Below are 17,905 nucleotides of genomic sequence, written 5' to 3' on the forward strand. Positions count from 1 at the left end.
GAAAACAAATGTGAAAACGAGTCGTGCTTTTCGAGGCCGGCTGGTTAGCGTGCCAGACATGCTCGATACTCCCCCGGATCTCACAGCCGAAGACGTCGCCTGGTGTGTCGGCCACTACTGGGACATCGAACCCGCCGACACTACCTACGCTCCCGTTGGACATGGCAGCTACAACTGGGTCGTCACGGCCGTCGACGGTACGAAGTGGTTCGTCAAGGCCGATCCGATGTGGGGCGCCCTGTTCCTCCGGGACGCCTACCGCACGGCGGCGATTCTCCACGACCGTGGCCTCGAGTTCGTACACGCAGCCACGCGCGACCGGTCAGGTGAGCTCCGCCGCGCGGTGTCGCCGGACTGGGAGATCGCGGTGTTCCCATTCATCGAGGGCCGCAACCCGGACTTCCACGGCCCGGAACGCGCGCTGATCGCCGAAGCCGTCGGCCGGCTGCACGCGTACCCAATCGAGCCGGACCTGGCGATGCGATGGGAACCCGGCTACCGGCAGCCCGAGCTGCACGAGCTGATCGCCAACGATCTGAACCGCCCCTGGCGCGACGGTCCCTATGGGGAACGCACCCGTGCGTTGATCGCCGGATGCGTGCCGGGTATTCAGAAGCTGCAGGCGCTGCACGACAGCCTGGTGGATCGGCTCTACGCGTCCGACGAACCGTGGGTCGTCAACCAGGGCGAACCGCACGGCGGGAACACGATGCTCGACGCCGAAGGCACCATCCGCCTGATCGACAACGTTATGCTGCTCGCGCCTCGCGAGCTGGATCTTCGCCTGCTGTTGCACGTCAGCCATCAACGAGCGCTCGACGTCGACAACACCGAAGTCCTGGCGGCGTACCGGCGCGGCACCGGCCGCCGGGTCGAGCCTCGGGAGTACGTCATGGAGATGTACCGCGCCGAGTGGTACCTCCGCGAGATCTCCGGATACAGCATCTACTTCCGCGACGAACATCAGGACAGCGAGGGCGCTGCCTCACGCTGGAAGTACCTCAACGTATACGCGCCAGTCGAGCACAACTGGCCGGAGCTTCGCTAGCGTTCGAGCCGCGCGATGCTGCCGATCTCGAGCGCGACATAGATCGCACCGTCCGGGCCGATGGCGAGACCGTGCGGCTCCGACTCCGGGGTCGGCAGGTCGTAGTCCTCGATCCGGCCGTCCTCGGTGATGTAGCCGACCCGGTTCGCGCCCCATTCGGTGAACCAGCAACCGCCGGCCGGATCGGCGATGATCGCGTGTGGCCGGGAGGCGCGATCCGGCAACGGGAACTCGCGTACGTCGCCGTCCGGCGTCAGCCGCCCGATCTGCCCGGCCCCGATCTCGACGAACCACAACGCTCCATCGGTGCCGCACGTGATGCCGACCGGCGCCGCGTTCTCCGTCGGAAGCGGGTGGAGCGCGACCTCACCGTCCGCCGAGATCTGCCCGATCGCGTTGGCCTGGTTGAGCGGGAACCACAGCCCGTCGTCCGATCCCAGCGCAATCATCGAGGGCATGCCGCCCTGGCTGGGAAGGGGAAACTCGCTCACCTCACCGTCGACCGTGATCCGGCCGATCCGGTCGGACGACATCTCGGTGAACCACAGCGCACCGTCCGGACCCGATGCGATGCCGAACGGGCCGGAGTCAGGCGTCGGCAACGGGAAGACACTCACCTCGCCGTGCAACGAGATCCGCGCGATCGCGCCGGCCTTCGTCAGCGTGCACCACAGCGCGGCATCGGGACCGGACGTGATGATCGACGGACCACTATCCGCACCGCCTGCCGGCTCGAGGGCATACGTCTCGAGCACGCCGTCGAGGCCAAGCCGGCCGACCAGGCCCGCGTGCACCAACGTGAACCACAACGAGCCGTCGAGTCCGGTCACGATGCTGTAGGGACCGGCGTCGGCATCGGCGACGCGGATCTCGGAGATCCTCACCGCATCCTCACTGCATCCTCACTGGGGCAACACTACCGGCACGGTCGCGAGCAGCCCGCCGTCGACGCGATGCTCCGAGCCGGTGATGAACGACGCCCGATCGCTGGCCAGGAACGCCGCCAGCTCGGCGACCTCCGCGGGCCGCGCGACCCGGCCCAGCGGATGGCTGCGTCCCCATTCGGCGACCAGGTCGTCGACCGTACGATCGCCGCGGTGCAGGTTGGCGCCGTACCGCAGCATGGGGGTGTCGACCGAGCCCGGGCAGATCACGTTGACCCGGATGTTGTCCTTCGCATGGTCGACCGCCATCGCCTTGGTGAGCGCGTTGATGCCACCCTTGGACGCGGCGTACGCGGCCACCCGGTCCTGCGCGACGAACGCCTGCACCGACGACACGTTGACGATCGCGCCTCCGCCACGGGCACGAAGATGTGGAACCGCGAAGCGTGCCACGAGGTACATCGCCTTCAGGTTGACGGCGAGCACCTGGTCCCACAGCTCCTCGGTGGTCTCCTCGACCGTGCCGTAGGCCTGGATGCCGGCGGAGTTGACGACAACGTCGAGCCCGCCGTGGCGTGTGACCGCTTCCTCGACGAAGCGGCGCACGTCGTCGGAGCGGCTGACGTCGGCCACCACCCCGGTGACCGGCAGGTCGCGCTGGGCAAGCTCGGCTTGCGTGTCGCGAACCTGCGCCTCGTCGTTGGAGCAGAACACGACGTCGGCGCCACCGGCCGCGAGGCGCTCCACCACGGCCCGCCCGATGCCGGAACCGCCACCCGCGACGATCGCGACCTTTCCGTCGAAGTCACCCATTGTTGTTGGTCCTTCCGCAAGTCAGCTGGCAGGCCGACGGTACAGCTCGATGTCCGCCAGGTCGGCCAGCCCTGGCAGGGCACTGGAGTCGACGTGGTCCGTACCCGCCCAGTCGGTGTTCGGCACCAGTGGATACCACTGCGGCCGGGCCGGATCACGGTCGTAGGGATAGCCGCCGAGCCTTTGGTACAGCTCGGCATAGTGGGCGAGCGCGTCCTGATCGACGGTGACACCGAGCCCCGGGCCGTCGGGGACCGCGATCGCGCCGTTCTCGTACGGCAGCTTCCCGCCGACGATGACGTCGTCCGCCAGGTGGTGATAGTGGGCGTCGGCGGCCAGTGTCAAGGTGGGCAGGACGGCACCGAGGTGCAGCATGGTGGCGAGCTGGACGCCGAGCTCGCCCGATGAGTGCACCGCGATCGACTGCTGGAACGTCTCGCAGACTCCGGCCGCCTTCACACAAGGCCGGATCCCACCCCAGAACGTCGTGTCGAGCAGGATCGTGTCGCATGCCGGGTCCCGCAGGTTGGTGGCCAGCTGCTCGAAGTTGACCACGATCGTGTTGGTGGCAAGCGGAATCGCGACCGCGTCGCGCACTTGGCGCATGCCGTTGAAGCCCCACGTCGGGTCCTCGTAGTAGTCGTTGGGCAGGTCCTCGATCGCGCGGCCGAAGCGGATCGCCGCCTCGACCGACAGCGCGCCGTTCGGGTCGTAGCGGAACCGGTCGTCCGGCAGCGCTTCGGCAAGTGCGCGATAGCAGGCCAGCTCGTAGCCGGGCGGATAGACACCGCCCTTGAGCTTGTGCGTACTGAAGCCGTACTGCTCCTTCAGCGCGACCGCATGCTCGGCCAGTTGCCCGGGCGTCCGCACCTCGCCGCGACCGGTTCCCGGGTGGTCGTAGCGGAAGAACAGGTAGCTGGCGAACGGCACGTGGTCGCGCACCTTGCCACCGAGCAGGTTGTGGACCGGTGTTCCGAGCGCCTTGCCACAGATGTCGAGGCAGGCGAACTCGATCGCGGCGAGCAGTTGCGTGCGGTTGTTGTAAAGCGACGCGGTCGGGTTGGCGATCGCGAACCGCAGCAGCTCGAGCTGGAAGGGATCGTGGCCGAGGAGGTACGGCCGCAGCCCGGCGAACGCGAGCTCCGCGCTCTCGCCACCTCCGCCCATCTCGCCGACGCCGGTGATGCCCTCGTCCGTGTCGACCTCGACAATGGTGCGGACGAACCGGCCCCAGTGGGAGCCGTTGGAGTGCAGGAGCGGCGCCTCCAGCGGCATGGTCACGGTGGTGGCGCGGATGTCGGTGATTCTCACTCTCGCTGACCCTACCCAGTGGTCTCGCAGATGAGTAAATACGGACGACCGCGATCGGACAGCCGGCGAGACCGGGACGGTTGACGCGCTCACGATGAAGCGATGAGGGCGACGAGCCGTAGGCGTCACATTCTGTTGACCGGGTTGGCCGGACTGGCCGGGCTGCTGTGCCTCACCGGGCTGTGGGCGGGCGGGTCGAAGCCGGCGGCCGCCGGGCCGGAGCCCGTTGTGGAGTCGGCGGCCACCACGTCCGGCCGCGTGACCGATCGGGTCGTGCTGGGCGATACGGGCAGCGAGCAGGCACATCACGTCACGGCTTCCGGGCAGAGCGCCGCGCGGCAGGGCAGCGTCGAGCAGGGCGCGCTGACCGAGCCGTACACCGCGCGTTCGGTCGTCTCGGGCGGACGGTTCACCGCGCGGTTGCGGGTCGACGAGCGGGCGCCGCTCACGCTGCAGCTCCGCGAGCTCCGGCCGAACGACGCCTGGGGCGTCGCGTACGGGTTCCGGGTCTATCTCGACGGGCAGTTGCAGTACGTCCGGGACCCGGCCGACGAGGACGCGGGCGGCGGGCCGTACAACAGCTTCTTCCTCGACACCAGCGACGCCGGCATCATCGGCGACGGCACGGTCGAGGTGACGGTCGAGGGCGCCGGCGCGGAACCCGCGTACCTGAACGAGATCTGGGCCTACGCCGACCTGCCCGGGCTCGTCCGCGCGCAGCACCTGCGCGTGCCGGACCGCGTGGTGTTCGTGCTGGGCCAGGACTATCTCTCCGACCAGGTCTTCCGCGACCGGATCGGCTATGTGAAGGACAACATTCACTCCAACGGCTCGGCCGGGGTCGGCATCGCGTTCCTCGACTACTTCACCGTGCGCACCGCGGAGCAGCTGCGTAGGAACTACCAGCGTTATCTCGCGCTCAGCAGGGAGTCCGGCCTGCCGTTCGCGATCGAGTCGACCTCGGACTGGGAGGGCACGCCGACGCGCGTACCGGACGGCAAGGGCGGCTACTTCGGCGACGTGACGTATCAGCAGGTGCTGTGGAGCCCGCAGGACCAGACCGGTCCGGATCGCGACACCTACGTCAACCCGGGCGGCGAGACACAGCGGCTGCAGGACCTGCTCGGCGCTTCGTACGAGCCGCGCTACGGGCTGTCGGTGCCGAACATCTGGGGCAACACGCCGTGGCTGACCTGGCGGAACCCGGATCTGAACGCGTACTACGCGCGCAAGGCCGGCGACTCCCTCGGCGAGATCCGGCCGCTGCTGTGGGATCTGCAACGGACCAACGAGGACTGGCGGATGCTGGCGTTCTCGACGACGGCCGAAAGCGTCTACTGGTCCAAGCGCAACGGTGCCGGCGTGGCCGACGGCGCGTACACGACGTACAACGACGGCGTCGAGCGGCGCGACCTGTTCGCCGACTTCAACCCCGCGAACGTCGCTGCTGCCTCACGCGACGGTGTGACACTGGATCCGGCCGACGGGCTGTCGGAACCGGAGAAAGCCTGGCTGTACAAGAACCAGTCACATCACCAGCAGCTGTTCGCCGACCTCTTCTACGCCGGCCTGCCGCGAGAACGGATCGAGGCGACCTCCGGTGGCGTCGAGTTCCCGGCCGACCTGCTGCGGCACAACGTGCACAGCGAGGTCTACTCGCGGCTGCAGGAGCCTTACTGGAGTGGGATCTACCCGAGCTCGGCTCAGGGCGTGGTGAAGCACGCGCGGCCGGGCGCGGAGTACATCTCGCTGAACGACTACAGCCCTGGTGGCTTCTTCCATCTGCAGAAGCTGCGGGAGTTCGGCCGGCTCGCCAACCCGAACCTCGAGAGCTCGGTGTCCGGGCACGCGCCGGACAGGACGTTGCTGTTGCGGCAGGCGTACGTCAACGGGTCGCGTTACACGTCGCTGTACAACTACGGCACGACGGCGGCCGAGTGGGTCAACCCGTACGTCGACGACCGGCTGCCGTGGGATGTCGTGCACGACGAGCCGGCCGACGGTGAGGTCAGCGGGAAAACAGTTGTTTCCCAGACCTTCACGGCGGGCGAGCTGCGGCTGGCGGACCGGCTGGACGTGCGTACGCGGCGGGTGGGCGCACCGGCTCCGCTGCGGATGACGATCTATGACAGCGCGGCCAGGGAACGTGTGGTCGCGATGCGGTCGTTGCCGGCGGCCGAGGTCGCCAGGGACGGCTGGACATCGTTCTCGTTCCCGGTCGAGGAGCTCGAGCGCGGGCACCCGTACTACGCCGAGGTCGAGCAGCTCGCCGGAAAGACCGCCTCCTATGCGTTCCCGACCGCGGCCGGGGATCTGCTGTACCGGGTCGGGCTCGACCTGGACGCCGAGCGCGACCGCAGCCTGGTGATCCAGTGGCGTCGCGACGCCTCCGACGCGATCGCCAACGTGGCGGAGGATCTGGGCACCGGCGACGCGTTCGCGTCGGATCCGCTGGCGGCCGCCCGGCGCGCACTGGCCGACGACCGCTACGCCGATGCCTACCGCCTGGCCATCCGCGCCGACTCGCTGCGACTGCCGATCCTCTACCAGGCAGCCGCCGGAACCGTCCGGCTGAGCCCGCTGCCGTTGACGCTGACGTCGGCCGGCGGAGCGGACGTCGACGTGACGGCCGTCGAACCCGAGCTCGTGCTGACTCTTCGAGCGCCTACGTCCGGCCCGGCCGAGATCGTGGCCGGCGACACCCGGGTGCGCGTTGACCTGACCGGCGGCGTGCCACGCGAGATACGGATCCCGTGGCCTACCATGGCACCTGCACGTCCTGGTTGAAGAAGCCGCCGGTAGGCCCGTCCGCGCCCAGCGTCGCCAGGCGAACGGCCACGACCGCACCGTCTGCCGCCGTCCGCGGGATGTCCCGCGGAATGTGCCTGGTGAAGTCGGTCGCGCACGGGCCGGGATCGGCGGCGTTGACAAGGATGCCGGAGCCCTTCAGCTCCTTGGCGTACTGCACGGTGAGCGAGTTCAGCGCGGTCTTCGACGGTGCGTAGGCGGCGGAGCCGGGCAGCTTGGCGAAGTAGTGGCCGGGATCTGTCATCCGGGCGAGCGAGCCGACACTGCTGGAGACGTTGACCACGCGCGGTGCCGGTGACTCCCGAAGCAGTGGAAGCATGGCGTTGGTGACTCGCAGGACGCCGAACACGTTCGTCTCGAACACCTCACGTACGGCGTCGACGTCCGCGGTGCTGGGGACCTGCGCGGCGAGCGCTCCGGAGACACCGGCGTTGTTGACCAGGGCGTCCAGCCGGCCGAACTCCTCCTTGGCCCAGCCCGCCGCCGCGGCGACGGATACCTGGTCGGTCACGTCCAACTGGACGAACCGGACGTCGTATCCGGCCCGACGCAGCTCGGCGACCGCGGTCTCACCGCGCGTGTTGTCGCGCGCGGCGAGCGCGACGGTCCAGCCCAGCCCGGCCAGCTGCTCGACGATCGCGCGGCCGATGCCCTTGTTCGCACCGGTCACCAGCGCGATGTGGTCGCTTGTCATGACCTGCAGGCTCGCCTACGAGGTCGCCGTCGAGCAATGCCGAGTTGGGTCGGCACCAATACTCTGAAGGTATGGAACGGCCGGACGGGCGTGAGCTCGCCTACTTCGTCGCGGTGGCCGAGGAGCTGCACTTCGGGCGTGCGGCCGAGCGGCTGGGGATCGCGCAGCCACCGCTGTCACGCGCGATCAGGCAGCTCGAACGCCGGCTGGGCGTGACGTTGCTCGAACGTACCAGCCGCAAGGTTTCGTTGACGGCCGCCGGTGAGGTGCTGCTGGTGGAGGGCCGGCGCGCGCTGGAGGCGCTGGATGCCGCGGCCCGGCTTACTCAGCGAGCAGGGCAGCCGGATCGTGCGCTGGTGCTGGTGATGAAGTCGGGCGCCGACGCCGGGCTGCTGCCCGCGATTCTCGCCGAGTACACCACGATGCCCGGCGCCTTGCCGGTCGATGTCGTCACCAGCTTCGCCGGACGCGAAGCCATGCTGCGCGACGGCCGCGCCGACGTCGCTCTGCTGCACAAGCCCCGCAACGATCTGCGCGGCTTCGACCACGAGGACCTCCTGACCGAACGCCAGGTCGCTGTGTTGCCGGCGAACCACCGGCTGGCCCGGAAACCGGTTCTGTCGTTGGCGGATCTGCGCGGCGAGCCGAGCCCACGCTGGCAGGGCGTCGACGAGACGAGCGGGCTGAACGTCTCGGACGAGCTGGTCGAGGAGGCCGGCCAGCTGACCCAGCTGATCGCGCTCGGCCGGGCCGTCGCGATCGTGCCCGAGTCGATCGCGCCCCATCTGCGCCGGGATCTGGTCTGCGTTCCCGTGCCCGACGCACCGAGGACGACGTTGGTGATCGCCTGGCAGGAGGGGAGCCGATCCGCTGCGGTGGCTGCCTTCGTCCGCGCGTCGATGGCCGTTGCGAAGGCGTGACCGCCCAGCAGGAACGCACCGACCGAACCCGGTCGACGCTCGACAACGGCGCGCGAACCTGTGGTACGACATGTCCGGTGGACGTTTTCTTCGACGGACTCCTGACCACTCCTCGCCTGGACCACCCCGAGGGCATCGCGATCCATCCCGACGGCAGTGTCTGGTGCGGCGGCGAACAGGGCCAGATCTACCGGATCACCGCCGGCGAGCAGATCGAGCAGGTCGCCACCACCGGAGGCTTCTGCCTGGGCCTCGCCTTCGACTCCCAGCTCAACCTCTACATCTGCGACCTCGCCCACGCCGCCGTCTTCCGTTTCGACACCCGTGGCGGCACGCTCGAGGAGTTCGCCACGGGAGCGGACGGCCGCCGCATCGTCGGGCCCAACTACGTGGCAGTCGACGCCAGCGACCGCGTCTACGTCAGCGACAACGGCGTCCCCAACCAGCCGGGCCCCGGCATCTACCGCTTCGAGCCTGCGGGCACCGGAGAGCTCTGGCACGAAGGCCCGTTCAACTTCGCCAACGGCATGGCCTTGTCGGAGGACGAACGCACGCTGTACGTCGTCGAAAGCTGGGCGCGCCGGATCACCGCGATCGGGATCGACGAGCATGGGTACGCCACGGCCAGGACCACCATCGCCGATCTCCCTGGCATGATCCCCGACGGTCTCGCCATCGACCAGCACGGTGCGCTCTATGTCGCCTGCTACGAACCCAGCAAGATCCTCAAGCTGACAACGGAAAGCGGCGAGTGGTCGGTGCTGGCCGACGATCCGGACGCGCACTTGTTGTGCCATCCGACGAACATCGCCTTCCACGGCACCGACCTGCTCGCCGCTAACCTTGGCCGGTGGCATCTGACCCGGATCCCCGCAGGGGTTGAAGGTCTCGCGCTTCCGGCCCTTCGCAGCCCCCGAAGCTGACCAGACAACCTAGCCCCACTGCCTAGTCGTCCTCGCAGGCTACGCCATCGCTGTCCCGGTCAAGGTCGTAAATGTCGTCGCCGATCACGTCCACCGGCCCTTCGACGTACGCCGGCCCGTTGCCGCTCCCGCCCGCACAGTCGACATCGCTCGCGATCGGGACGCAGCCGCCGTAGTTCGGGTCGCACTGGCTCTTCGGCTTCGGTTTCGGCTTCGGCTTGGGTTTCGGCTGCTCCTTCGTGCCGATCACAGTGACCTCCGTGACCGGCTGCTTCGTCACTTCCTCGCCGAGCAGCTTCCTCGCTGTCTGCACGCCGTCGACCGTCGTCACTTCGTACGTCAGGGTCCTGACACCATCGACGCCGTGCGTGCGCAGGTTGCGGATGCCCTTGTCGAGCGACGAGTCGTACACGTTGCGTTTGCCATAAGGGATCGTCCGGGTCTCGGTGACCTGTTCGGTCATGACCTCGGGTGTCGGCGACGGGGGCTCGGTCGTCCGGGTCGGTTTCGGTTGGGCGGTCGCCGTGGTCGTCTCGACCGCCGGCGTCTGCTCGGTCAGTTGTCCGGCCGTACTGTCGGGATCACCCGCACAGGCTGCGGATCCAGCCAGTACGAGGCACAGCACGGCTGTCGCCCCCAACATCCTGCGCATCTCGCCCCTCCCCTGATCGACTGCGCATGTCCTGCTTTCGCAAGACGCGAGCCGGTACGGGCGGTTACACGCAGGCCCGCACCCATTCGGCCAGTAGATGGCATGCCGCCGGGTTGCGGGCGATACCCAGCGGCTGGTCCACCGTCGATCCGTCGAACCGGAGCGTGCTCACCGCGAGCCGCCCGGTGCCCCACGCGAGCTCGGCAGTGTAGTCGCGCGCCAGGACGTCGAGCACCGTGCGATTACTGCTTCACGATCCGGCGACCTCATCCCACTGCCAGTGGATCTCCTCCGACCAGGCCAGCACCGCGGTCAGGCCGTTCACCACGACCTCGACGCCGGACGCCATCGGCTTCAGCCCGATCTCGACCGGCAGCCCTCGCAGCGTGACGCGCAGCTCGTAACGCCGTCCTGGCACGCGAAGCTCGACCGGAAGGTTGGGGCACACCGACAGCCCATCGGCGTCCGGCCGCAGTCCGATCAGCGTGCCGAGCAGGAGGTGGGTGGTGAACGCGCCCCAGCCGTAGCCCTCTCCACCACAGCGTCCGGACAGCGGCCAGTACTCGCAGGCGACGCCGGGCAGTGTCCGGTCCGGCGCGTGCACTCTCGCGTCCCAGAAGCCGTATGCCCGCTCGACGATCGAGCCCGCGATCGCCGCCGCGGTGGCCGGCTCGCCCGCGTTCGTGGCCGCGTCGACGGCCGTCCACGCGAACATCGGCCAGTGCACGTTGGCCGGGTCGACCTGCTGGACGGCCGCGGCCAGGTGCCGCACGCGATCCGGCGGGGCGAGCCCGAGCGCGGCGGGCGCGAGCAGCATGACGTCTTCCACCTCGGTGAACGCACCCGTCCGGCCGTCCTGATCGGCGTAACGACTGCCGTTCCACAGCTGCTCGGTGCGCTCCCGGAACTCGCCGGCCAGCCGTCGCCAGCGTTCGGCATCGTGCCGGTACGCCAGCGCGGACGCGAGCTGCACCATCGTCGCGGCCGCGTCGGCGAACGCCGCCTGCAGGTCGGCCGGCCGCACCTGCCAGGTCGGATGGCCGCCACCGAGCGGCTGCTCGCCGAACCGCGGCGACAGGTCCTGACCGGACTCCCAGCTGCACGCGTGCACCAGCCAGCCCTCGGCATCGCGCCGGTTCGCGTGCCACCAGTCCAGATAGACCGAGAGGTACGGATACAGCTTGCGCAGCCACTCGTCGTCCGGCCGTAACGTGTACAGGTGCCGGATCACCTGCCAGGGGTAGCCCCACTGCGGTCCGGTTCCGCACACCGAGCCGTCGGCCGACACCATGTTGTAGCTACCGTCCTCCCGCGAGCACGGCACCTGCGGCAGCGGCGCGTCGGCGAACGTGCCGAGCATCAGCTCCTGCGCCAGCTCGGGGTCGGCGTACCCGAGCAGGAACGCGTCGATCGCGGCCTCGGCCAGCACCACCCGCGGCGCCTGGATCTGCATCGCGTCCCACGACCGCCGGTAGATCCCGGCCGGTGGTTTCACCATCATCCGCAGGGTTTCCAGGTCGTAGACCAGCCCACGCCGCCAGTGCGCCGGCCAGTCACCGGCGAGCCTGGGCGCGGACGCCCAGAACCGGTCGTCGGCAGCGAGCCGGGCCGCGTGTACGACCTCGACCTCGCGCCGAGCCTGGCGAAGCCGTTCGATCGCCTCGTCCGCGGTCCGGCCGCGGGCCAGGAACGCGATGTACTCCCCCACCCCTGCCGGAGCCGTGGCCGTGCCGTGCACCTCGACGCTCTCGCCACGCGCGCCGACCACCGTCACCGTGCCGTCCGGGAGGCTGATGCCGCCGGTCGCCTCGACCGTGGTCACCAACGACGCCGGGCCGTCGGCCACCTGTAGCGCGAACGCCTCGCCGTCCTCGAACGCCTGCAGGACAACGCAGTCGCCGGCCGTGCGTCCTACCAGGCCGGACTCGCCCCAGCCCTGATCGGCCGCGATCACCCGGCTGTATCCCGCCTGCACGGTCAGCCTCTGCCCGGCGTCGGCGGCAATCCACGCGCAGACAACGTCGTCACCGATCAGGAAGAACTCCGCCTCGGCCCGGGCGCCGCCCTTCGCGAGCTCGAAGCGCAGCAGGCCCTTGGAGTGATATGGCGCGGCCACCCGGTCGAACTCGGCCAGCTCGAGCGCGCCGTCCAGCCCGATCCGCAACCATGCTCGATAGTTCTCCTTCCGGCCGCCGTAGCCGGTGCCCAGCGCGGGGTGGTGCCAGCAGAACCCGGCGTCCTTCGTCCGGAGCACACCTTTCGGCGTCAGCTTCCTGGTGTGCCCTGGTACGTCGAGATAGCCGTACGGCGTGTAGTCGTCGAGCGGGAAACCCTCTGTGTCCATCAACCTTTCACCCCGGAGAGCGCGATGCCGGAGGATCGATGCGAGCAATGCGAGACGCTAGGCCAGGCCGAACACGGCGGTCAACGGTTCACCTTTGAGAAACTGATTTCCCGATTGTGATCATCAGCTATCCATGTAATCTGGCCCGCAGCTGGTTAACCCATTTTCCCAAAGCGTCACCGTTCTTGGTTCGGAGGATGCATGGCCGCGACGATTCGGGCTGTCGCACGGAGTGCGGGCGTTTCGGTGTCGACGGCGTCCAAGGCTCTCAACGGCAAGGGCCGGATGCGGCCGGAGACCCGCGAGCGGATCGCGCAGGTCGCCCGCGACCTGGACTACCGGCCCAACCGCAACGCCACGTCGCTCACCAGCGGGCGGACCTATACCGTCGGTCTGCTCACCCGCGACGGCTACGGGCGCTTCACGCCCGCGTTGCTCGGCGGTGTCGAGGACGCCCTGTCGTCCGACCTGTGCAGCCTGCTGCTGTGCGACGCCCGCCGCGACGCCGTCCGCGAGCGCCACTACCTCGGCGCACTCGCCGAACGCCGGGTCGACGGGCTGATCGTGACCGGCAGGGCCACCGATCCGGCGCCGCGGGCCGGGCGCGACCTGCCGTTCCCTGTCATCTATGCCTACACGACCTCCTCCGACGAACGCGACACGAGCATCACCGTCGACGACGAGCAGGGCGGCCGGCTGGCGGCGCGGCACCTGATCCGGCAAGGCTGCAGGCGGATCGCGCACCTGACCGGGCCGGTGAGCTACCTCGCCGTCCGCGACCGCATCGTCGGCGCCCGGGCCGCCCTGGCCGAGGCCGACCTGGAATTGCCCGACTCGCACATCGTGCACGGCGGGTTCAGCGAGGCGGCCGGCTACACCGCGCTGCCTGAGCTGCTCGAGCGGCTGCCCGACATCGACGGCATTTTCTGCGGCAGTGACCAGATCGCTCGCGGCACGGCGGACGGCCTGGCCCAGTTGGGCAAACGCGTGCCGGACGACATCGCGCTGATCGGCTTCGACAACTGGACGTTGCTCGCGGCATCGACCCGGCCGTCGCTCACCTCGATCGACATGAACCTCTACCAACTGGGCCTGGTCGTGGGCCGGACGTTGCTGGAGTCGCTCGAGACCGGGCTGCGGCCCGGCGTGCAAAGGCTGCCCTGCTCGATCGCCGTCCGGGCGTCGTGCCCCGCACCGATCGCCGACGACCCGCTCTGGGTGGGCGGTCCCCTGGTGCCCGACGCGTAGGCGTTTCCCAGATCTGTTTCTCACGTTGCTCTCTCGTGATCGTTGACGAAAGTGGTTCCGTATGCACACCTCTGCCTCCAACGCGCCCGTTGTCGACACCTCGCGGAGTCCGTACGCCAGGCTCCGGCCGATCGGCGTCGGCGACGTGCGGTTGCGTGACCCGTTCTGGCAGCCGTTGATCGAGCGGAACCGGACCGAGACGATCCCGGCCGAGCACGCCCAGTGCGAGTCGACCGGCGCGTTGCTGAACTTCGGCCGGGCGGCGGGGCGGGTCGACGAGCCGTTCCACGGCAGGTACTACTCCGACTCCGATGTGTACAAGTGGGCCGAGGCTGCGTCGTGGAGCCTGGCGGCGCATCCGGACGGAGAGCTTGCCGAGACCCTCGATGTCGCGATCGAGTTGTTTGCCGGCGCACAGGGCGCCGACGGCTACCTCAACACGTACTTCTCGGTCGACCGGGTTGCCGAGCGGTGGACGGACCTGGTGGTCAAGCACGAGATGTACTGCATCGGCCATCTGGTGCAGGCGGCGGTCGCGCACGTCCGGGCGACCGGCAAGCGCACCCTGCTGGACGTGGCGGTACATGCCTGTGAGCACGTGTTCGACCGCTTCACTCCGGGCTCGGTGCCGGGGACGTGCGGGCATCCGTGCCTGGAGATGGCACTCGTCGAGCTCTACCGCGTCACCGGTGAGCGCAAGTGGCTCGAGCTGGCCGGCTGGCAGGTCGACTCGCGCGGTCAGGGTGTGCTCGACGGTGACGAGTACCTCCTCGACCACGCGTCGCCTCGGGATCAGACGTTCGCCACCGGACACGCGGTGCGAGCGCTCTACCTCTACGCCGCGATGGCGGATCTCGTACTGGAGACGGGCGACGCCTCGCTGCGGTCGGCACTGGAACGGCTGTGGAACGACATCAGCGCGCACAAGACAGCGGTGACCGGCGGCATCGGCGCGCGGTGGGACGGCGAGGCGTTCGGCGACGCGTACGAGCTACCCGACCGCGCCTACAACGAGACCTGCGCGGCGATCGCGCACCTGTTCCTGGCCTGGCGGATGCTGTTGCTGACCGGCGACGGGAAGTACCGCGACGCGCTGGAAACCGCGTTGTACAACGGTGTTCTGCCCGGACTGGCACAGTCGGGAACGGAGTTCTTCTACCAGAACCCCCTGGCCGACGCCGGCCGGCACCGCAGGCAGCCGTGGTTCGAGTGCGCCTGCTGCCCGCCGAACATCGCACGGCTGCTGGCGTCGCTCGCCGGCTACGCCTACACGACCGACGACGAGGGCGTGTGGGTGCAGCTCTACCTCGGCGGGTCGGCGGCGCTGTCGCTGGCCGACGGTACGGCGGTCGGCCTGGACGTGGAGTCCGAGCTGCCCTGGCAGGGCAACGTCTCCCTCCGGATCTCGGTCGACGCTCCCGCGGAGTTCGCGCTGCGGCTACCCGCCCCGGCCTGGGCGGGCGAGATCGTTGTGTCGGTCAACGGCGACGCCGTGGCCGCGGAGCTGCGCGACGGCTATCTCGTCCTGCATCGCACCTGGCAGGCCGGTGACTCCGTACAGTTGCGCTTCGAGCTGCCGAACCGCCTGCTGGCCACGCATCCCCGGGTCGTTACCGGCCATCGTCGGGTAGCGCTGACCCGTGGGCCGCTGGTCTACTGCGTCGAGCAGGCCGACCACGGCGACGTCTCGGTCGCCGACCTGCGGCTCGCCGGAACGGAGGACTGGAAGCCTTCCGGGCACGACGAGCTGCCGGACCGTGTGGTGGCGCTGCGGACGACCGGGCTGGCGATCGGCGCGGACGACGGGCCGCTCTACCGCGAGTTCTCGGCAACCGCGGAGACCGCGGTCACCCCGGCCCAGCCCGTCGAGGTGACCGCGATCCCCTACTACGCATGGGCGAACCGCGAGCCCGGCCCGATGCGCGTCTTCATCCCGCTGATCGGCTGAGCGACACGCGACGTCGTTTCGACGGGTCGCAGCCAACGCCGTCACGGTTGCGATCCAGGCGGTAGATGTCGCGGCCGATCACGTAGACCGGACCCTCCACGTATGCCGGGCCGTCCTCCCGGCTGCCGGCGCAGTCGACATCGCTCGCGATCGGTACGCAGGCGCCGCCGTAGTTCGGATCGCACGCCGGCTTACGTGGCTTGGGTGCGGGTGGTGGCTCTCGGGAACCGATCGCGACGACCTGCGTAACCGGCTCCCGGAGCACCTCGTTACGCACGAGCCGGCGCGCGGTCTCGCGCCCGGAGGCGTAGGTGACCTGATAGGTGAGCTGCCGGACGCCCGGGACACCGGCCGTCCGTACCTTCTGCTTGCCCTGCTCCAGCGCCGGATCCCTTACGGTGCGGGTCTCGAACGGGATCGCCTCGGTACGGGTGACCGGCCGCTCGGCCGTCGTCGGCGTGGGACTCGGTGGTCGGGTCGGAGTTGTCGAGGGCGGCCGGGTCGTGACGTTCGTTCCCGGGTTCGGTAACGACGCGAGGCTTTGCTCGTCCGGCCCGCCGACGGCCCGCGGCACCACGAGGGCAGCCACTCCGAACAGTACGGCGACCGTCGCACCGAGGTGAACGAGCCGGCGCCTCGACGTCGCACCACGTGGTCCGGCGAACACCGTTGCGAGCAGGCCCAGCAGCCACCACCCGAGGTTTGGTACGTCCTTCGGTTCGACCGCCACGGGCCTGGCCGGCCGGGTCAGCTGATGCGAGGCCAGGTGTCGTTCCAGCAGCGCGACCAGCCCACCCCGTCTGCCGGCCTGATCGGCCAGCGCGAGCGCGAGGCTGAACCGGAAGTAGGGCGCATTGGCCGGATCCAGCAGCAAACCGGACACCCGGGTGCTGCCGCTGTTACCCAGCAGGGTGCACGGCACGTTCGGAAGCTGCGCCAGGCGGTCGACGCTGGAGTACGTCCACTCCTGCAGCGGACGGGTCGCGACGACCACACGCTGGTCGGTCACGACGATCGGTCCGGTGCCCATCACCTCGAGCCGGGAGGGTGCCCGGCGGTCGAACGGTCCGAGCAGGTCTCTTGTCGTCAAGTCCGCGTAGCTGGGCTCCGTCAGCCCTTTCCAACCGCGCGTCTCCACCACGTCACCGTCGGAACCCAGCCAGAGCAACCGCTCACCGCGACGCAGATCCAGCCAGTCCGGCGCTTGCCGCAGCGGCAACCCGTCGAACACCCGCGCGGCCTCGATCATCTTGCGCAACTCGTTGTTGACGTAGAGCCAACCTGCCGTCACCGCTTCGTATGCGTTGCGGCGTCGCGCATTTTCGCGTTCAGCCCAGCGAACGCGCCAGTCCACTCTGGTCCCCTCCCACTTGCACGTCTGATGGTAGACGCCATCCGGAGCGACTGGTTACATCTCGGGCCCTTACTCGCAGGCGACCCCGTCGTGGTTGCGGTCCAGGTCGTAGATGTCGTCGCCGACGACATGCACCGGACCTTGGACGTACGCCGGGCCGTTGTCGTTGCCATCGGCGCCGTCGACATCGCGCGCGATCGGCAGACCGGCTCCGCCGGGGCCACGGTCACGGCCGCGCGCCGGGCGGGTCACCCAGCTCTTCACCGTGTCGAGCGCCAGCCGGGCCGGCGCGGGCGCCTCCGCCGGGCCGACCAGTCCCGCGGGCAACGGACGGATGCCCTGGTGCCAGGCCAGGTGCCGTTCGAGGTGCGCCACGAACCCGGCCCGATCGCCGGCACCGCAGGCCAGCCCGAGCCCGAGGTTGAACCGGAAGTACACCGCCACCGCCGGGTCGAGCACGACGCCGGAGACCGTCGCGCGGCTGGTCACGTTCATCAGCGTGCACGGTGTGCTCGGCAGGTGCCCGAGCCCGGTCAGCTTCGAGAAGGCCCACTCACGACGACTCCGCCCGGCGAGCACGACCCGCCGGTCGGTCACGGCCAGCGGACCCCGGTCGACCGGCTTCAGAGTGACCGGGGCCGCGTTCTCGTACGGTCCGGTCAGGTGCTCGATCGTCAGGTTGGTGGAGCCGGGGTGTGCTAGCGGTGGGCAGGCCGGCGCATCCACCAGGTGCGCGTCCGAGCCCAGCCAGAGCAGCTGCTCGCCGGGCCGCAGGTCCAGCCACGGCGGCGACTCCCGCCGGCTCAGGCGGTCGAAGCTGCGCGCGGCCGCGAGCATCGCCCGCAGCTCGGCATCCACGACCGACCACCGCGTGATCGCCGACTCGTACGCCGCCCGCTGCCGCGCGTTCTCGCCCTCGGCCCATCGAGTCCGCCAGTTCACTTGCTGGTTCCTTCCG

Annotated in this window: 15 protein-coding genes; 6 read left to right on the top strand and 9 right to left on the bottom strand. The window is 69.4% G+C overall.

The genetic code is table 11. The features are described 5' to 3' along the window. The first annotated feature begins 58 nt into the window (after nucleotides 1-58). Nucleotides 59-1,048 (top strand): aminoglycoside phosphotransferase/kinase family protein, encoded by a 990-nt coding sequence (locus ACYVF6_RS34980; RefSeq protein ID WP_460527671.1) that lies wholly within the window; start codon nucleotides 59-61, stop codon nucleotides 1,046-1,048. Here ACYVF6_RS34980 and ACYVF6_RS34985 read toward each other — a convergent pair. From ACYVF6_RS34985 to ACYVF6_RS34995, 3 genes are read right to left on the bottom strand one after another with little or no spacing between them, the layout of a single operon-like run. Further along, the gene (locus tag ACYVF6_RS34985) at nucleotides 1,045-1,932 is read right to left on the bottom strand and encodes a Vgb family protein (RefSeq protein WP_460527672.1); all 888 of its coding nucleotides are present in this window, start codon (nucleotides 1,930-1,932) and stop codon (nucleotides 1,045-1,047) included. The two genes, ACYVF6_RS34980 and ACYVF6_RS34985, sit on opposite strands and share 4 nt — an antisense overlap. Nucleotides 1,933-1,950: 18 nt before the next feature. Next, a complete protein-coding gene (locus ACYVF6_RS34990) occupies nucleotides 1,951-2,745 on the bottom strand; it encodes an SDR family NAD(P)-dependent oxidoreductase (protein ID WP_460527673.1) in 795 nt (264 codons plus the stop codon). 21 nt (nucleotides 2,746-2,766) lie between these two features. Continuing rightward, a complete protein-coding gene (locus ACYVF6_RS34995; protein ID WP_460527675.1) occupies nucleotides 2,767-4,056 on the bottom strand; it encodes an enolase-like domain-containing protein in 1,290 nt (429 codons plus the stop codon). Nucleotides 4,057-4,158: 102 nt separating this feature from the next. On the opposite strand from ACYVF6_RS34995, the gene ACYVF6_RS35000 reads away from it, so the two are divergent. Next, entirely contained in the window at nucleotides 4,159-6,843 is a 2,685-nt protein-coding gene (locus ACYVF6_RS35000; protein ID WP_460527677.1) for a hypothetical protein, read from the top strand. Here ACYVF6_RS35000 and ACYVF6_RS35005 read toward each other — a convergent pair. Beyond that, on the bottom strand, nucleotides 6,815-7,558 hold the full coding sequence (locus tag ACYVF6_RS35005; RefSeq protein WP_460527679.1) for a Rossmann-fold NAD(P)-binding domain-containing protein: 744 nt from the start codon (nucleotides 7,556-7,558) through the stop codon (nucleotides 6,815-6,817). The genes ACYVF6_RS35000 and ACYVF6_RS35005 overlap by 29 nt on opposite strands. 71 nt (nucleotides 7,559-7,629) lie before the next feature. Here ACYVF6_RS35005 and ACYVF6_RS35010 point away from each other — a divergent pair, with 71 nt between their 5' ends. Both ACYVF6_RS35010 and ACYVF6_RS35015 read left to right on the top strand, forming a co-directional pair. Beyond that, nucleotides 7,630-8,478, top strand: a complete 849-nt coding sequence (locus ACYVF6_RS35010; protein WP_460527681.1) for a LysR family transcriptional regulator — start codon at nucleotides 7,630-7,632, stop codon at nucleotides 8,476-8,478. A gap of 77 nt (nucleotides 8,479-8,555) precedes the next feature. Continuing rightward, on the top strand, nucleotides 8,556-9,401 hold the full coding sequence (locus ACYVF6_RS35015) for an SMP-30/gluconolactonase/LRE family protein (protein WP_460527683.1): 846 nt from the start codon (nucleotides 8,556-8,558) through the stop codon (nucleotides 9,399-9,401). 22 nt (nucleotides 9,402-9,423) lie between these two features. Here the strand turns inward: ACYVF6_RS35015 and ACYVF6_RS35020 are convergent, their stop codons facing one another. The 3 genes from ACYVF6_RS35020 to ACYVF6_RS35030 all read right to left on the bottom strand — a co-directional run bounded on the left by ACYVF6_RS35020 (nucleotide 9,424) and on the right by ACYVF6_RS35030 (nucleotide 12,397). Then, nucleotides 9,424-10,053, bottom strand: a complete 630-nt coding sequence (locus ACYVF6_RS35020; protein ID WP_460527685.1) for a G5 domain-containing protein — start codon at nucleotides 10,051-10,053, stop codon at nucleotides 9,424-9,426. 64 nt (nucleotides 10,054-10,117) lie between these two features. Then, the gene (locus tag ACYVF6_RS35025) at nucleotides 10,118-10,288 is read right to left on the bottom strand and encodes a hypothetical protein (protein ID WP_460527687.1); all 171 of its coding nucleotides are present in this window, start codon (nucleotides 10,286-10,288) and stop codon (nucleotides 10,118-10,120) included. A 15-nt stretch (nucleotides 10,289-10,303) separates the two neighbouring features. Then, nucleotides 10,304-12,397, bottom strand: a complete 2,094-nt coding sequence (locus ACYVF6_RS35030; RefSeq protein ID WP_460527689.1) for an MGH1-like glycoside hydrolase domain-containing protein — start codon at nucleotides 12,395-12,397, stop codon at nucleotides 10,304-10,306. 201 nt (nucleotides 12,398-12,598) lie between these two features. Between ACYVF6_RS35030 and ACYVF6_RS35035 the strand changes: the two genes are divergently transcribed. After that, nucleotides 12,599-13,645, top strand: coding sequence for a LacI family DNA-binding transcriptional regulator (locus ACYVF6_RS35035; RefSeq protein ID WP_460527691.1), 1,047 nt, complete (start codon nucleotides 12,599-12,601; stop codon nucleotides 13,643-13,645). 61 nt (nucleotides 13,646-13,706) lie between these two features. Beyond that, nucleotides 13,707-15,593, top strand: a complete 1,887-nt coding sequence (locus ACYVF6_RS35040; RefSeq protein WP_460527693.1) for a glycoside hydrolase family 127 protein — start codon at nucleotides 13,707-13,709, stop codon at nucleotides 15,591-15,593. On the opposite strand, the gene ACYVF6_RS35045 is transcribed toward ACYVF6_RS35040, so the two are convergent. Continuing rightward, nucleotides 15,574-16,884 (bottom strand): G5 domain-containing protein, encoded by a 1,311-nt coding sequence (locus ACYVF6_RS35045; protein ID WP_460527695.1) that lies wholly within the window; start codon nucleotides 16,882-16,884, stop codon nucleotides 15,574-15,576. The genes ACYVF6_RS35040 and ACYVF6_RS35045 overlap by 20 nt on opposite strands. Before the next feature lie 132 nt (nucleotides 16,885-17,016). Next, nucleotides 17,017-17,889 carry a hypothetical protein gene (locus ACYVF6_RS35050; RefSeq protein WP_460527697.1) on the bottom strand — a complete coding sequence of 291 codons (873 nt, stop codon included), beginning with the start codon at nucleotides 17,887-17,889 and terminating at the stop codon, nucleotides 17,017-17,019. Nucleotides 17,890-17,905 lie beyond the last annotated feature (16 nt).

The sequence above is a fragment of the Flindersiella endophytica genome, from assembly GCF_054779015.1.

Coding starts and splice junctions, on each gene's coding strand:
- ACYVF6_RS35010 (WP_460527681.1), top strand. CDS start 7,630: ATGGAACGGCCGGACGGGCGTGAGCTCGCCTACTTCGTCGCGGTGGCC.
- ACYVF6_RS35020 (WP_460527685.1), bottom strand. CDS start 10,053: ATGCGCAGGATGTTGGGGGCGACAGCCGTGCTGTGCCTCGTACTGGCT.
- ACYVF6_RS35040 (WP_460527693.1), top strand. CDS start 13,707: ATGCACACCTCTGCCTCCAACGCGCCCGTTGTCGACACCTCGCGGAGT.
- ACYVF6_RS34980 (WP_460527671.1), top strand. CDS start 59: ATGCTCGATACTCCCCCGGATCTCACAGCCGAAGACGTCGCCTGGTGT.
- ACYVF6_RS35000 (WP_460527677.1), top strand. CDS start 4,159: ATGAGGGCGACGAGCCGTAGGCGTCACATTCTGTTGACCGGGTTGGCC.
- ACYVF6_RS34990 (WP_460527673.1), bottom strand. CDS start 2,745: ATGGGTGACTTCGACGGAAAGGTCGCGATCGTCGCGGGTGGCGGTTCC.
- ACYVF6_RS35030 (WP_460527689.1), bottom strand. CDS start 12,397: ATGGACACAGAGGGTTTCCCGCTCGACGACTACACGCCGTACGGCTAT.
- ACYVF6_RS35035 (WP_460527691.1), top strand. CDS start 12,599: ATGGCCGCGACGATTCGGGCTGTCGCACGGAGTGCGGGCGTTTCGGTG.
- ACYVF6_RS35005 (WP_460527679.1), bottom strand. CDS start 7,558: ATGACAAGCGACCACATCGCGCTGGTGACCGGTGCGAACAAGGGCATC.